The organism is Ruegeria sp. AE4 (genome assembly GCF_056542185.1).
This window is the reverse complement of record NZ_JBQFZK010000008.1, coordinates 32,835-45,842: the sequence shown is the minus strand read 5'-3', so window position 1 is coordinate 45,842 and position 13,008 is coordinate 32,835. Positions and strand designations below refer to the sequence as shown.

At 57.4% G+C, this 13,008-nt stretch carries 13 protein-coding genes; 8 read left to right on the top strand and 5 right to left on the bottom strand.

Annotation, left to right across the window (positions count from 1 at the left end):
• Window positions 1-10: 10 nt before the first annotated feature.
• Window positions 11-370 (bottom strand): ribosome silencing factor, encoded by a 360-nt coding sequence (gene rsfS, locus ACR0EK_RS11690; RefSeq protein ID WP_209599225.1) that lies wholly within the window; start codon window positions 368-370, stop codon window positions 11-13.
• Between the two features lie 164 nt (window positions 371-534).
• A complete protein-coding gene (locus tag ACR0EK_RS11685) occupies window positions 535-1,887 on the bottom strand; it encodes a mechanosensitive ion channel family protein (RefSeq protein WP_480914381.1) in 1,353 nt (450 codons plus the stop codon).
• A gap of 116 nt (window positions 1,888-2,003) precedes the next feature.
• On the opposite strand from ACR0EK_RS11685, the gene ACR0EK_RS11680 reads away from it, so the two are divergent.
• From ACR0EK_RS11680 to ACR0EK_RS11655, 6 genes are all read left to right on the top strand, one after another.
• Complete coding sequence (locus ACR0EK_RS11680; protein ID WP_245220657.1) at window positions 2,004-2,099, top strand: isopropylmalate isomerase; 96 nt, start codon at window positions 2,004-2,006, stop codon at window positions 2,097-2,099.
• 43 nt (window positions 2,100-2,142) lie between these two features.
• A complete protein-coding gene (gene leuC, locus ACR0EK_RS11675; protein ID WP_480900059.1) occupies window positions 2,143-3,546 on the top strand; it encodes a 3-isopropylmalate dehydratase large subunit in 1,404 nt (467 codons plus the stop codon).
• A 37-nt stretch (window positions 3,547-3,583) separates the two neighbouring features.
• Window positions 3,584-4,126: an HdeD family acid-resistance protein gene (locus tag ACR0EK_RS11670; RefSeq protein WP_209507240.1), complete on the top strand. Its 543-nt coding sequence runs from the start codon at window positions 3,584-3,586 to the stop codon at window positions 4,124-4,126.
• A 41-nt stretch (window positions 4,127-4,167) separates the two neighbouring features.
• Window positions 4,168-4,773: a 3-isopropylmalate dehydratase small subunit gene (gene leuD, locus ACR0EK_RS11665; RefSeq protein ID WP_480483885.1), complete on the top strand. Its 606-nt coding sequence runs from the start codon at window positions 4,168-4,170 to the stop codon at window positions 4,771-4,773.
• Between the two features lie 333 nt (window positions 4,774-5,106).
• A complete protein-coding gene (locus ACR0EK_RS11660; protein WP_480483884.1) occupies window positions 5,107-5,937 on the top strand; it encodes a hypothetical protein in 831 nt (276 codons plus the stop codon).
• Entirely contained in the window at window positions 5,934-6,962 is a 1,029-nt protein-coding gene (locus ACR0EK_RS11655; protein WP_480900061.1) for an endonuclease/exonuclease/phosphatase family protein, read from the top strand. The genes ACR0EK_RS11660 and ACR0EK_RS11655 overlap by 4 nt, the downstream gene beginning before the upstream one ends.
• On the opposite strand, the gene ACR0EK_RS11650 is transcribed toward ACR0EK_RS11655, so the two are convergent.
• The gene (locus ACR0EK_RS11650) at window positions 6,959-7,861 is read right to left on the bottom strand and encodes a Rossmann-fold NAD(P)-binding domain-containing protein (protein ID WP_480773957.1); all 903 of its coding nucleotides are present in this window, start codon (window positions 7,859-7,861) and stop codon (window positions 6,959-6,961) included. The genes ACR0EK_RS11655 and ACR0EK_RS11650 overlap by 4 nt on opposite strands.
• 84 nt (window positions 7,862-7,945) lie before the next feature.
• Here ACR0EK_RS11650 and ACR0EK_RS11645 point away from each other — a divergent pair, with 84 nt between their 5' ends.
• Window positions 7,946-8,839 carry a LysR family transcriptional regulator gene (locus ACR0EK_RS11645; protein WP_209599231.1) on the top strand — a complete coding sequence of 298 codons (894 nt, stop codon included), beginning with the start codon at window positions 7,946-7,948 and terminating at the stop codon, window positions 8,837-8,839.
• Between the two features lie 3 nt (window positions 8,840-8,842).
• On the opposite strand, the gene ACR0EK_RS11640 is transcribed toward ACR0EK_RS11645, so the two are convergent.
• Window positions 8,843-9,370, bottom strand: a complete 528-nt coding sequence (locus ACR0EK_RS11640) for a redoxin domain-containing protein (protein ID WP_480900063.1) — start codon at window positions 9,368-9,370, stop codon at window positions 8,843-8,845.
• A 91-nt stretch (window positions 9,371-9,461) separates the two neighbouring features.
• On the opposite strand from ACR0EK_RS11640, the gene leuB reads away from it, so the two are divergent.
• Complete coding sequence (gene leuB, locus ACR0EK_RS11635) at window positions 9,462-10,565, top strand: 3-isopropylmalate dehydrogenase (RefSeq protein WP_209507247.1); 1,104 nt, start codon at window positions 9,462-9,464, stop codon at window positions 10,563-10,565.
• A gap of 73 nt (window positions 10,566-10,638) precedes the next feature.
• On the opposite strand, the gene ACR0EK_RS11630 is transcribed toward leuB, so the two are convergent.
• Window positions 10,639-12,813, bottom strand: a complete 2,175-nt coding sequence (locus ACR0EK_RS11630) for a transglycosylase domain-containing protein (RefSeq protein ID WP_480870592.1) — start codon at window positions 12,811-12,813, stop codon at window positions 10,639-10,641.
• Window positions 12,814-13,008 lie beyond the last annotated feature (195 nt).

Genomic DNA, 13,008 nt, shown 5'->3' with positions numbered 1-13,008 from the left:
GGATAGCGCCTCAGTTCGCCGAGGCGCTGCCGCCCTGAGGCAGCCACATCTTTTCCAGCTGATAGAATTCACGCACTTCGGGGCGGAAGATATGGACGATGACGTCGCCCGTATCGATCAGCACCCAGTCGCCGGTGTCCTTGCCTTCGACCTTCGAGGTGAAACCGAATTCCTGCTTGATGCGATCCGTCAGCTTTTCCGCCATGGCCGACACCTGACGGGTCGACCGACCCGAGGCAATCACCATGTGATCCGCAACCGATGACTTGCCCTGCAGGTTGATCTGCACGACGTCTTCGGCCTTGTCATCGGAAAGTGAGGAAAGGATTCGTTCAAGCAGCTTGTCGCTGATTGACTGAGAGTGGGCCATTATGTTGACCCCATCATCGGCGGGCAAACCCGCCTGTGTATGTAGAGACAGGACATAGTCCTCCTTTGCTGCGCGCCGTGAAACCCCGGCGCCGGGGTACTAATAAGGTAGCAAGGGGAATGCAACATTTCAATGAATGTACGCTGCAGGGCGCACACAGACGCTTACTCTGTGATGATCTGTTGCGCAGTTGCGCCGTCCGATAACAGTCGGATCTCGCGCTGTGGGAAGGGGATCGAGATACCTTCTTCCTTGAATGCGTCCCAAAGCGCCAGATAGACATTGCCCCGGATATTGGTCAGCCCCTTTGTCGGGTCGCTGATCCAGAACCTCAGCACATAGTCCACGCTGCTGTCACCAAACCCGGTGATGTGGCAAACCGGTTCATGTTTGCCGCCGCTCAGGACCCGGGCAACCGCCTTTACCGCCCTGATTGCGGTTGCGCGCACCTTATGCGGATCGTCGTCATAGCTGGTACCAAAATCCAGATCCAATCTCACGAACCGGTCGGAATGCGACCAGTTCACCACCTGGTTGGTAATCAGATCTTCGTTTGGTATCAGGTACTCGCGCCCGTCCCGTGTTACGACCGACACATATCGCGCGCCAAGTGCATTGATCCAACCGAACGTATCCCCCAACGAGATTACATCGCCCGGCTTGATCGAGCGGTCCATCAGGATGATGATCCCCGATATCAGGTTCGACACTACTTTTTGCAAACCGAACCCGATACCCACGCCGATGGCGCCAGACAAAAGCGCGATGCCGGTCAGATCGAACCCCAACGTTCGGATCGCAGCCATAAAGACTGCCCCGTAAAGCAGAACCTGTATGCCTTTTGACAGCAGCACCTGCATGGACGGAGTTATGTCGTCATTGCTTTGCAATGCGCGTTCGGCTGCGCGCGTGCCGATACGGGCCAGTGTCAGCAGGATGCCAATCAGCAAAGTTGCCTTGAGAATCCCAAGAGCCGAAATATGCAGGTCCCCAATGGAAATCGCGACACCGTCAAGAAAACCCGCGACATCATCCGTCAGATTCAGCGCGACAAGCGTTGCGTAGATCCACATTGCCCACTTGAAAATCCGGCGAAGTGTGCGGTTTTGGACCAGTCTCGCGACCAGTGCTATCGCCAGCCACGCCGCCGCCAACGTAGCTATCACCCCTATGATATAGCTTCGCGACGGCCAAGTGAGTTGCTGCATGGTCAGATACAATGCCCACGAAAGCAGGATGAAGTAGACCAGCGCCAACCGTCGCATCAGCTGCACCAGAACCCGCAGCCGCCATTTCGGCCATCCCGTGCGCGAACGAGCCCAGGCATCCCATCTAGACTGGGTCAGGAATTTCAGCAGCAAAGCCAGCGCCCACAGCAACAGGATGATGAGCAGTTGATATTGTCGCCAGCCCGGCGTGACGATCAGATCAAGCAGCCTCTCGAATTGCGCGGAAAAAGCCGCAACCATGTTGTTATAGAGGTCGGTCAGCGTACTTGGGATCAGGTCTTGGTTCATGCACGTCTCCTGCGGGGTCAGCTTGAACAGCAATGCAGGGCGATGCAAGCCTGACACTGGTTTTGAACCTTGATTGCCGGAAGGGCGCGGTATATCTGAACCGCATGAGACTCAATGTGGCCCAACTTCAGAATCTGGAAGATCGCGCGCGCTTGCGTGAACGGTTCTTTGGCGCTGCCCGCACGGTTCTGGCGCGCCTATCCGTCGCCTGAGCCAACTCGCCAGCTATTTCTCATTACATACGGGAGAGGACCGATGTCCCCCAAGACACTCTATGACAAGATCTGGGATGCCCATGTCGCGCACGAAGCCGATGATGGAACCTGCCTGCTTTATATCGACCGCCATTTGGTGCACGAAGTCACCAGCCCGCAGGCATTTGAAGGGCTGCGCATGGCAGGCCGTAAAGTGCGCGCGCCGGAAAAAACCATCGCTGTACCGGACCACAACGTGCCGACCACACCGGACCGCGTGAATGGGATCGAAAACCCGGAATCACGCATTCAGGTCGAGGCGCTGGACAAGAACGCCAAGGATTTCGGCATTCACTACTACCCGGTGAATGACGTGCGCCAGGGCATTGTCCACATCGTTGGACCGGAACAGGGTTGGACCCTGCCGGGTATGACCGTTGTCTGCGGCGACAGCCACACAGCGACCCACGGTGCCTTCGGCGCGCTGGCCCACGGCATCGGAACGTCCGAGGTTGAGCATGTTTTGGCCACGCAAACGCTGATCCAGAAGAAGTCCAAAAACATGAAGGTGGAAATCACCGGCAAGTTGCAACCGGGCGTGACCGCCAAGGACATCACTCTGGCTGTGATCGGTGAGACCGGCACCGCTGGCGGTACCGGCTATGTCATCGAGTATTGCGGCGAAGCGATCCGTAATCTGTCGATGGAAGGACGCATGACCGTCTGCAACATGGCGATTGAAGGCGGGGCTCGTGCTGGTCTGATCGCGCCGGATGAAACAACGTTCGACTATGTCAAAGGCCGCCCGCACGCGCCGAAAGGGGCGCAGTGGGAAGCGGCTCTGACATGGTGGAAAACCCTTTACACCGACGAAGACGCGCATTTCGACAAGGTCATCACTCTGCGCGGCGAAGATATCGCGCCGGTCGTGACCTGGGGCACCAGCCCCGAGGACGTTCTGCCGATCACCGCAACCGTCCCGAACCCCGAGGATTTCGAAGGTGGCAAAGTCGACGCAGCCCGCCGCTCCATCGAATACATGGGGCTTAAAGCCGGCCAGAAGCTGAGCGAAGTTGAGATCGACACCGTCTTTATCGGCTCGTGCACCAACGGCAGGATCGAGGACCTGCGAGCCGCCGCCGAGATTCTGAAAGGCAAAAAGATCAAGGACGGCATGCGCGCCATGGTCGTTCCGGGCTCGGGCCTCGTCCGCGCGCAGGCCGAAGAAGAAGGTCTGGCGGATATCTTCAAAGAAGCCGGTTTCGAGTGGCGTCTGGCAGGATGTTCGATGTGTCTGGCGATGAATCCCGACCAGTTGCAACCGGGTGAACGCTGCGCCGCGACTTCAAACCGCAACTTTGAAGGCCGTCAGGGCCGGGGCGGGCGTACCCACCTGCTAAGCCCGGCAATGGCCGCCGCAGCGGCAATCACAGGACGGCTGACAGACGTTCGTGAAATGATGTAAGCTACCCTCATAACTGGATATTTGAGGGATTGAAGACATGAGTGACTGGACAAAATGGCTATTGCTTGGACTTCTGTCCATCGTGTTCGGCATCTTTGTGCTGGGCGCACCGGTCGTGGCATCAATTACCGTGACGGTGGTCACAGGTGTATTGCTGTTGATTTCGGGCGCATTGCAGGTTGTTGGCGGCTTCACAGTCGAAGGGACCGGCAACAAGATACTGTCACTTATCATGGGTGTCGTGATGCTGTTTCTGGGCTGGTCCTTTTTGGATCACCCACTGCAAGGAACGCTGACACTGGCAACCGTCTGCCTGATCCTGTTCATGGCTGGCGGCATTGCCCGCGTGATCCTGTCGTTCCAGATGCGTGGAACACAGTATTTCTGGGCGACGCTGGTCTCGGGCATCATGTCGATTGTTCTTGCAATCCTGATCTGGCGCTTTGCTGCAATGGACCCTTCGGTGCTGCTGCAATTGCTGGGCATCCTGCTGGGGATCGAGATGATCTTTAACGGGCTCGGCCTTGTCTTCATGGCGTTCTTCGTCAAGGACGCACCAAAAGAAACGAAACAAGCTTAACGCGGGGTCTGGGCGCGGCCCTCTCCCGCAGGAGTGTGAACATGGATAAGTTTGAAAAAGTCCACGGGGTGGCCGCCCCAATGCCGCTGATCAATATCGACACCGATATGATCATCCCGAAAGTGCACCTGAAAACCATCAAACGGTCGGGCCTGGGTGTCGTTCTGTTCGACGAGATGCGCTATCACGATGACGGTCAGGAGAATGAAGAATTCGTCCTGAACAAGCCCGCCTATCGCGAGGCCGAGATTCTGGTTGCTGGCGACAATTTCGGCTGTGGGTCCTCACGCGAACACGCGCCCTGGGCGATCAAGGATTTCGGCATCAAGGTCGTGATCTCGACCAGTTTTGCCGACATCTTCTTCAACAACTGTTTCAAGAACGGCATTCTGCCGATTGTTGTCGGGGCAGAACACCACGCGATCCTGATGGATGATGCGCATAAAGGCGAAAACGCCCGCATGACCGTACATCTGGAAGACCAGCAGATCACCACATCGGACGGCGTCGTGATCGATTTCGAAATCGATCCTCACCGCAAGCACTGCCTGCTTAATGGTCTGGATGATATCGGGCTGACGATGGAAAAAGATCATCACATCGACAAGTTCGAGGATCACGCCAGTCAGGCCCGCCCCTGGGTGTGATTCTGGGGGCGAATCTGTGGATACTCAACCTGACGGGGTCGCCAAGGCGGCCCCGCTCGCATTCTTGGGGTTGATTTTTCGAAAACCACAACATGTGGGTATCAATTTGAGATACACGTCGGATTTGCGTCGAAAATGATGCAATACCGCACCAGTTGCGCCATCTTTTTGCCCGAAATCCCGTGTTTTCTGCACCTCGGCTTGAGCAAAATGCCGCTTATCGTTCATGTTGACGCTGAAGAGGCATCCGTCAACGTCAGACGAAGCGACGGGCACAAGTTGGAAACAAGTCGACAAAGATCGGCTGATCCGGTTTGAAAAAGGGTTCGGATAGTGATTGCGCGCACAACAGGGGCGGCGATACGCGGTATACTTGTTGCACTTATGGTGCTGACACCTGCGTTGTACCTGCCTGTCTCATCTACGAACGGGACCGAGATTCTGGTCTTTCTCGCGATCCTCGCGTTTATCCTGACCTTTGCCGAATACAATTCTGCCTTTCCCAGCTTTATCGAATTCCGCGACGCGCCCCCGGTCAATCGCCTTCGGTTTGTCGGCCTGATGTCGATGGTCACCTTTCTAACGCTGATCTGCAAAAACGCCTTTGAACCAACGCAGTTGACCACATTCTCTTATTCGGTTGGTTTGGCTGTCGCAAATGTGGTGGACTTCCCCTATTCTCCGGTGCGCCTCATCGTGTTGATGTTGCCCCCGGATGCCAGCCACGCCTTGATTGAACTGGTCCGCATCACCGCCAGCGTAGCTTATGTCGCGGCATTGGTCACGATTGTCAGCTTTGCCTATGCGGTCAGGGTTCGGGGTTGGCCAACCGGGAATGGCGCCTTCAATGTTTGGACAAACCTGCCGCTGTTTGACCCTACCAAAGGGGGCGATGTCGTTACGCGCCTTCAACGGGATGGCCGCCTGAACATCTGTATCGGCATTCTGCTGCCATTCCTCATTCCGGCGATAATCAAGTTGATGAGCAGTGTGATCGCCCCGATCTCTCTCGGGAACCCACAGACCTTGATCTGGACCATGAGCGCATGGGCCTTCCTGCCCGCCAGCATGATCATGCGCGGCATGGCGACCCTTAGGATCGCGGGCTTGATCATGGAAAAACGCCGCGCTTATTCGACCAGCGAGTCAACACAGGCCGCATGATCCGCACCCTATGTCTGCTATTGCTGCCCTTTGCGGCACAGGCAGAGGTCGTGCGTATCGCCACCTATAATACCGAGCTCAGCGAAAAAGGTCCTGGCCTACTGCTTCGCGACATTCAACGCGATGACGCGCAGGTTCTGGCCGTTGTTGACGTTATTGCATCGGCACGCCCTGACATAATCGCCCTTCAGGGTATCGACTGGGACCTAAACAATACTGCTGTAATCGCCCTGACCAGGAAACTGCGCAACGCGGGGCTTGATTACGGATATTACCTTGCCGCACAACCCAATGCCGGGCTGGAAACCTCGCTTGATCTGGACGGTGATGGCAAGACCCAAGGCCCCGGCGACGCCCAAGGCTGGGGGCAGTTCACAGGTCAAGGTGGGCTGGCGGTGTTGTCGCGATACGAAATCATCACCGCTGAGGTTCAGGATTATTCCGAGCTGTTGTGGCAGAGTTTACCAGGCGCCACCCTGCCCGGCGTAAACGGGCACCCCTTCCCGTCTGACGCGGCACATCAGATACAACGCCTGTCTTCGACCGCGCATTGGGTTGTACCGATCGAAACCCCTTATGGGCGGCTCAATCTCATGACCTTTCATGCGGCGCCACCCGTTTTCGATGGGCCCGAGGATCGAAACGGATTGCGCAACCAAGATGAGATCCGGCTCTGGTCCGTTTTACTGAACGGTGAACTGAGGCCAGTTCCCGAAGGTCCCTTCGTAATCGCTGGCGATGCCAACCTTGACCCAACGCGTGGAGAGGGCCGTAAACAGGCCATTCAGTCCCTTCTGGCCCATCCGCGTTTGCAAGACCCGCTGCCGAAAGACCCGTCAGGTTCAACCTCAACGGTCGCGTGGAAGGCCACGGGTGAAATGCGCGTGGATTATGTGCTGCCGTCGGCCGACCTGCGCATTTCGGATGCCGGTGTGACGTGGCCGGAAAAAGGCAACAAGCTTTACGAATCTGCCCTACGTGCCAGCAGGCACCGATTGGTCTGGGTTGACGTCACCCTGCCTTAAGGCATGATCGACTCTGGGGTCGCATAGGACAAAGTCACCAGGTTAGGTGAGATTGCAGAACGCAATGCATCATCCAGATCGGTCTGATGCTCAGAACCCAGTAACTCGGTCAGGTACGATCCGTCCAACTGGTGTGGCACCTGCCACAGATACCGCATTTCAATCAGGTGTGAAGACATGCGCCAGAATGGTCGCGCCAGCTGCAATGGCCACCATTGCATCGGCTTCACGGATATGTCGCGTCCGGTCACTCTCGTCAAAGACTGCGCGATCTGAGTTCCGGTCAGAGTGTAGCCAGCAAAAGGAACATCGCAGAACCGCGGCAGATCCTTTCGAATTTCACACAGCGCGACGGCAGCTTGGGCCAAATCAGGCAGATAGGCCCAGGCGTGCAAAGCTTCTGGATCTCCGGGATACACGAATTGATTGCGCGACAGATGCTTGATCATGACCTGATCGAACCAGTTTCCAGATGCCTCGGTGTCAATGAAATCACCCGCACGCAGAAGGATCGTACGGACGGTTGAGGCGCGATACGTCTCCTCCATCTCGATCCGGATGCGGCCAAGCGGATTGGTGGCCAAGTGCGGTGTACTCCCGGACCATGGGCCTTGCGTGTCCGCTCCAAACACATAGACGTTGCCTGGAACCAGTACGGTGGCTCCGGTCTCGGACGCGGCATCTATCACACGTCTGGTCAGGTCGGGCATTTCACGCGACCAATCAGGATAGAGCGGGTTCCACCCATTTACGATGACATCCACCCCTTTTGCCGCCTGGGAAAGAGAATCGGACCCGCGACGGAATGTCTGCACGGTCCAACCCGCATTCCGAAACGCCTTTGCAGCATTACGCCCAAACCGGCCCGACGCGCCGAGTATCAGAGCAGTTTGTGTCATTGATACCTCCTGTTTCGGACCAATCTATCCATTCAATGCACGTATGGAATTGCCGGGAAATGTAGAATGTGTATTCAATTATGAATGGATAAAGCACTGACGCATGCGGATTGGTCTCTGATCCAAAGCTTTCTGGCCGTGGCCGAAACAGGATCCCTGTCTGCCGCTGCTCGGCACCTTGATCGCAGCCAACCCACATTGGGGCGGCAAGTACAAAGCCTTGAGACCGAACTGGGCGTATCCTTGTTCGACCGCCACGCGCGCGGCCTGAAACTAAGCGTGGCAGGTTCCCAGCTCTTGCCGATGGCGCAGCAAATGCACAGCGCCATGACTGCCTTCAGCCTTGCCGCCGCAGGGCAGTCGCAGCAGCTTGAAGGCTCGGTCCGCATCACCGCTTCGGTCTTCGCGTCGCATCATCTGCTGCCTCCGATTCTGGCGAATATCCGAAGGCAGGAACCCGCCATTCAACTTGAGCTGGTCGCCACCGATACCACGGAAAACCTGTTATACCGCGAGGCAGATATTGCCGTTCGCATGTATCGCCCCGCGCAGATGGATATCATTTCGCGTTATCTGGGCGAGGTGCCGTTATGCTTTTGCGCGGCCAGGTCCTATCTCGACCGTAAGGGACGCCCCAAGACACCCGAGGAACTTTTTTCCCACGACCTTGTGGGGTTTGACGCCAATCAGGAAATCATCAAGGCCATGCGCGAAAAAGGATGGCCCGCAAGCCGCAACAGTTTTGCGACCCGCTGCGATCTGCAAAGCGCCTATTGGGAACTGATCCGCGCGGGATGCGGCATTGGCTTCAGTCAGGTCCAGATGGCCGAAGCCGACCCGGATGTCGAAATCTTGCCGCTGGATGTTGAAATCCCGGTTCTGCCCGTGTGGTTGGCTGCGCCGCAGGCCATGCGCCAGACCCCACGTATCCGCAGGGTCTGGGATTTGCTGGCAGAAGGGCTCAAGGCCAGCCTCTGAGGATCAAAGAGGGCCCGTATACGTTCCGCGCGCCGGGTAGTTATTGCCCAACGTGAACTTCAGACCACCCGCGATATCCGACATCGACGGGCGACCGAAAGGCGTGGTCTGTCGCCAAGCATAGTACAGCGTCCGGTCAGGTGCGATGTAGAAATGTCCGGGCTCTGCGAACAGGTCTGGTTCGGCACTGCCTTCGCGCTTGGTCGAGATGTTCAGCCCCCAACCCTCCCGCGCCTCAGACAGGGGCAGGCTGTGGCCTACGCGTAAGCGGGAAACATTGGCTTTTGCGGCGGTTTCAGCGGCACGTTCGGCGGTATCGGTGGTGATCATGATAACCTCGACACCCAGCGCCGCGAAATCGTCCAGCGCCGCCTCGGCCTCGGTCATCTGTCTGATGCAGATCGGGCAATGCAATCCGCGATATTGAATCACCAGCGTTCCGTTTTCGCCCTTGTTGGTCTCAAGGTCGAAACCGCCATGGGCGACGGTTTCAATTTTCAGTGCAGGAACCGGATTTCCAGGTGTCAGCATGTATTTTCCTTGTGTTTTGACAGGTCTGTCTCATTGACCCGATGCTGCGCAGACGCTAGGGCCTGTGCAACAAAACGCAAGGAGACCCTTCATGCCCAACCCCTCGCTCCTCATCCTGCCCGGAGACGGAATTGGCCCAGAAGTTATGGCCGAAGTGCGCAGAATCATCGATTGGTTCGGTGCCAATCGTGGTCTTCAATTTGACGTGAGCGAGGACCTGGTGGGTGGTGCCGCCTATGACGCCCACGGCAAGCCTCTGTCCGATGAGACCATGGCAAAAGCGCAAGAGGTTGACGCGGTTCTGCTGGGCGCTGTCGGCGGTCCGAAATACGACGATCTGGATTTCAGCCTGAAACCCGAGCGTGGCCTGCTGCGCCTGCGTAAGGAAATGGACCTGTATTCGAACCTGCGCCCCGCGCAGTGTTTTGACGCGCTTGCCGATTTCTCTTCGCTGAAGAAAGACATCGTTGCCGGTCTCGACATCATGATCGTGCGCGAACTGACCTCGGGCGTCTATTTCGGTGAGCCGCGCGGCATCTTCGAGGAAGGCAACGAACGCGTCGGCATCAACACCCAGCGTTACACCGAATCCGAGATTGAACGCGCCGCGCGCTCGGCTTTTGAACTGGCAATGCGCCGCAACAAAAAGCTGTGCTCAATGGAAAAAGCCAACGTGATGGAATCGGGCATCCTGTGGCGCGAAGTCGTCACCCGCGTCGCAGCGGACTACCCCGAAGTTGAGCTGAGCCATATGTACGCCGACAACGGCGCGATGCAGCTTGTGCGCGCACCGAAACAGTTTGATGTGATCCTGACCGACAACCTGTTCGGTGACATCCTGTCCGACTGCGCCGCGATGCTGACCGGGTCGCTGGGCATGTTGCCTTCGGCCTCTCTGGGCGCGCCGATGGCTAATGGTCGGCCCAAGGCAATGTATGAACCCGTCCATGGCTCGGCCCCGGATATCGCCGGTCAGGGCAAAGCCAACCCGATCGCCTGTATCCTCAGCTTTGCTATGGCCCTGCGCTACAGCTTTGATCAGGGCGAAGAAGCGGATCGTCTGGAGGCCGCGATCGAGAAAGTATTGGCCGATGGTGTACGCACCGGCGACCTGCTTGCAGATGAGGGCGTTCAGCCCGTATCAACCACTGAAATGGGCGACGCGATCCTTGCGGCCTTGGATGCCAGCGTCTGAAACACGAAACAGCGAAATGACAAAAGGCGGTGCCCGATGCACCGCCTTTTTCGTTTTTCCATCAAAGACGGCACTAGTTTCCGCCGAAAATATTCTTCAGCAGATTGTTGATATCATCGGCAAAGCCTCCGCGCTTTCGACGCGGTTGTGGCTGTGCGACCTGAACCGGCGGCGCTGGTGCCATCATCGGCAAGGGTGTCGGTGTCATCCCTTCGGTGACACGCAGCATGGTTTCTCTCCAGATTTCCGCAGGCAAACCTCCGCCGGTCACACCAGATAGGGGCGTGTTGTCGTCGTAGCCCATCCAAACACCGGTTACGTAATCCGCAGTAAATCCGATGAACCATGCATCCCGCGCCGCCTGGGTTGTGCCCGTTTTGCCCGCCACCTGCCAGCCGGGCAACTTGGCCCGTCCACCTGTGCCTTCGGACACCACACGTTCCATCATCCATGTCAGCTGTTTGGCAGCCGCGTCGTTAATCACCCGTTCACCGATACCGGTTGTCGTAACCATGACAGGTGCTTCATCACCCAGTAGCTTCAACTCGGTCAGGCCATAAGGTTCAACGGCAGAGCCGCCGTTCAGAATACCTGCATAAGCCCCCGTCATCTCAATCAGCGTGCTTTCCGACGCGCCCAGCGCCAAGGCCGGACCTTGCGCCAGATCGCTGGCAATGCCAAAACCACTGGCCACGGTGCGGACGTTATCCAAACCCGAAATCTCGGCAACTTTCACCGCCGGAATATTCAGCGAGTTCTTCAACGCATCCGCCAGTGACACGCGCCCGTAGTACTTGTTGGTATAGTTCTTGGGGCACCATTGACCGGACCCGGGAATGTCCACGCAGTAAGGTTCATCCATCACCGTATCCAGCGGCGAATAGCCGAGTTCCAGCGCGGTAGCGTAGACAAAAGGTTTGAAGGACGAACCGGTTTGGCGCTTGGCGATGGTGGCCCGGTTGAACACCCCGGCAACCCGTGTTTCTCGGCCGCCGACCATGGCTCTCACCGCTCCGTCCGCGGACATGACCACGATGGCCGCCTGCGCCTTGGAGCCTTCGCGCACCTTTTCCTGAAAGATGAATTGCAAAGCCTCTTCCGCCGATCGCTGAATCCGCTGATCCAAAGTCGTCTGAATCACAACATCTTCGGTTGTGTTATCACCAAAATAACTGGGAAGTTCCGAAACAACCCAATCTGCGAAATAGCCGCCCGCTCGGGCAGCTGCAGCTTCAGACAGTTGCGCCGGGCGCGTACGCGCTTCGCTGGCTTGTGCGGCGGTCAGATATCCCTGATCCTCCATCAGACCGATCACCAGCCGCGCTCGATCCTGAGACCGTTGCAGGTTGTTGGTCGGCGCATAGCGTGTAGGCGCAACCAGCAGACCAGCCAGCATCGCGGCCTCTGCGGGCGAAACCTCGGCGGCAGATTTTCCAAAGTAGCGCTGGCTTGCGGCTTCGAACCCACGCGCGCCTGCGCCAAGAAAAGCGCGGTTCAGGTAGATCGTCAGGACCTCGTCCTTGGAGTATTTCACTTCCATTGCCAGCGCATAGACAGCCTCCTTGGCCTTGCGCCACAAGGAGCCCTGACGGCAGTCGGCCTCATACGCAGCCTCGGAATCCCAATCGCCGGGATCATAGGGAACACCCAGACACAGCAGTTTCGCGGTCTGTTGCGTGATCGTCGATCCGCCATGCCCGGACAAAGGCCCTCGGCCTTCTTTCAGGTTGATGCTGACCGCGCTGGCGACACCACGCGGGCTGACCCCGAAATGCCGGTAAAATCGTTTGTCTTCGGTTGCGACAACCGCGTTTTTCAGATGTGGAGACACGGTATCGGCTGTGATCACGCCACCAAACTGATCGCCACGCCAGGCAAAGACCTTGCCGTCACGATCCAGCAAGGTCACGGAACCCCGCGCGCGCCCATCTAGCAAGGCATCCACATCCGGCAAGGTTGCGTAAACGATACCCACCGCCAGCGCGAGCAGCATGGCCGAAACCGCACCGACACGCCAGGTCAAGCCCCAGATCAGCCGCCAGATCCATCGGAACAAGCGACGAAAGATACCCCCGCCTTTGCCCCCTGATGACTTGCGGGTTTTCCTGCGTGTGGTTTTGCGCGTGGCCGTTTTGCGCGCCGTCGATTTCTTGCCCGCCGCGCTTTTGGTCGCCGCCGGTTTTCGGCCCTTTGAAGGGTACCGTCTATCCGCGACCAATGTCGGCTTGCGGCGCTTGGACTCAGTCATGCTCAAACTCTGCCCGGTTATACTTTTTGGTCACCATACCTCGACAACCGCAGTATGTAGAGGTCCGAATTTCCGGAATTTCCCCTCTCTATAGTGCTCAATTATTAGTCGCAACGACTGTGTTGTGCAAAAATTGTGCAACTTCGCATTATTTTCCGACAGGTTTTGGCCCCGAAAGCGTTTCTTACTGCGCCG

Bases quoted from the DNA above. Each gene is read 5' to 3' on its own strand.
- rsfS (WP_209599225.1), bottom strand. From the start codon at position 370: ATGGCCCACTCTCAGTCAATCAGCGACAAGCTGCTTGAACGAATCCTT.
- ACR0EK_RS11685 (WP_480914381.1), bottom strand. From the start codon at position 1,887: ATGAACCAAGACCTGATCCCAAGTACGCTGACCGACCTCTATAACAAC.
- leuC (WP_480900059.1), top strand. From the start codon at position 2,143: ATGTCCCCCAAGACACTCTATGACAAGATCTGGGATGCCCATGTCGCG.
- ACR0EK_RS11670 (WP_209507240.1), top strand. From the start codon at position 3,584: ATGAGTGACTGGACAAAATGGCTATTGCTTGGACTTCTGTCCATCGTG.
- leuD (WP_480483885.1), top strand. From the start codon at position 4,168: ATGGATAAGTTTGAAAAAGTCCACGGGGTGGCCGCCCCAATGCCGCTG.
- ACR0EK_RS11655 (WP_480900061.1), top strand. From the start codon at position 5,934: ATGATCCGCACCCTATGTCTGCTATTGCTGCCCTTTGCGGCACAGGCA.
- ACR0EK_RS11650 (WP_480773957.1), bottom strand. From the start codon at position 7,861: ATGACACAAACTGCTCTGATACTCGGCGCGTCGGGCCGGTTTGGGCGT.
- ACR0EK_RS11645 (WP_209599231.1), top strand. From the start codon at position 7,946: ATGGATAAAGCACTGACGCATGCGGATTGGTCTCTGATCCAAAGCTTT.
- ACR0EK_RS11640 (WP_480900063.1), bottom strand. From the start codon at position 9,370: ATGCTGACACCTGGAAATCCGGTTCCTGCACTGAAAATTGAAACCGTC.
- leuB (WP_209507247.1), top strand. From the start codon at position 9,462: ATGCCCAACCCCTCGCTCCTCATCCTGCCCGGAGACGGAATTGGCCCA.
- ACR0EK_RS11630 (WP_480870592.1), bottom strand. From the start codon at position 12,813: ATGACTGAGTCCAAGCGCCGCAAGCCGACATTGGTCGCGGATAGACGG.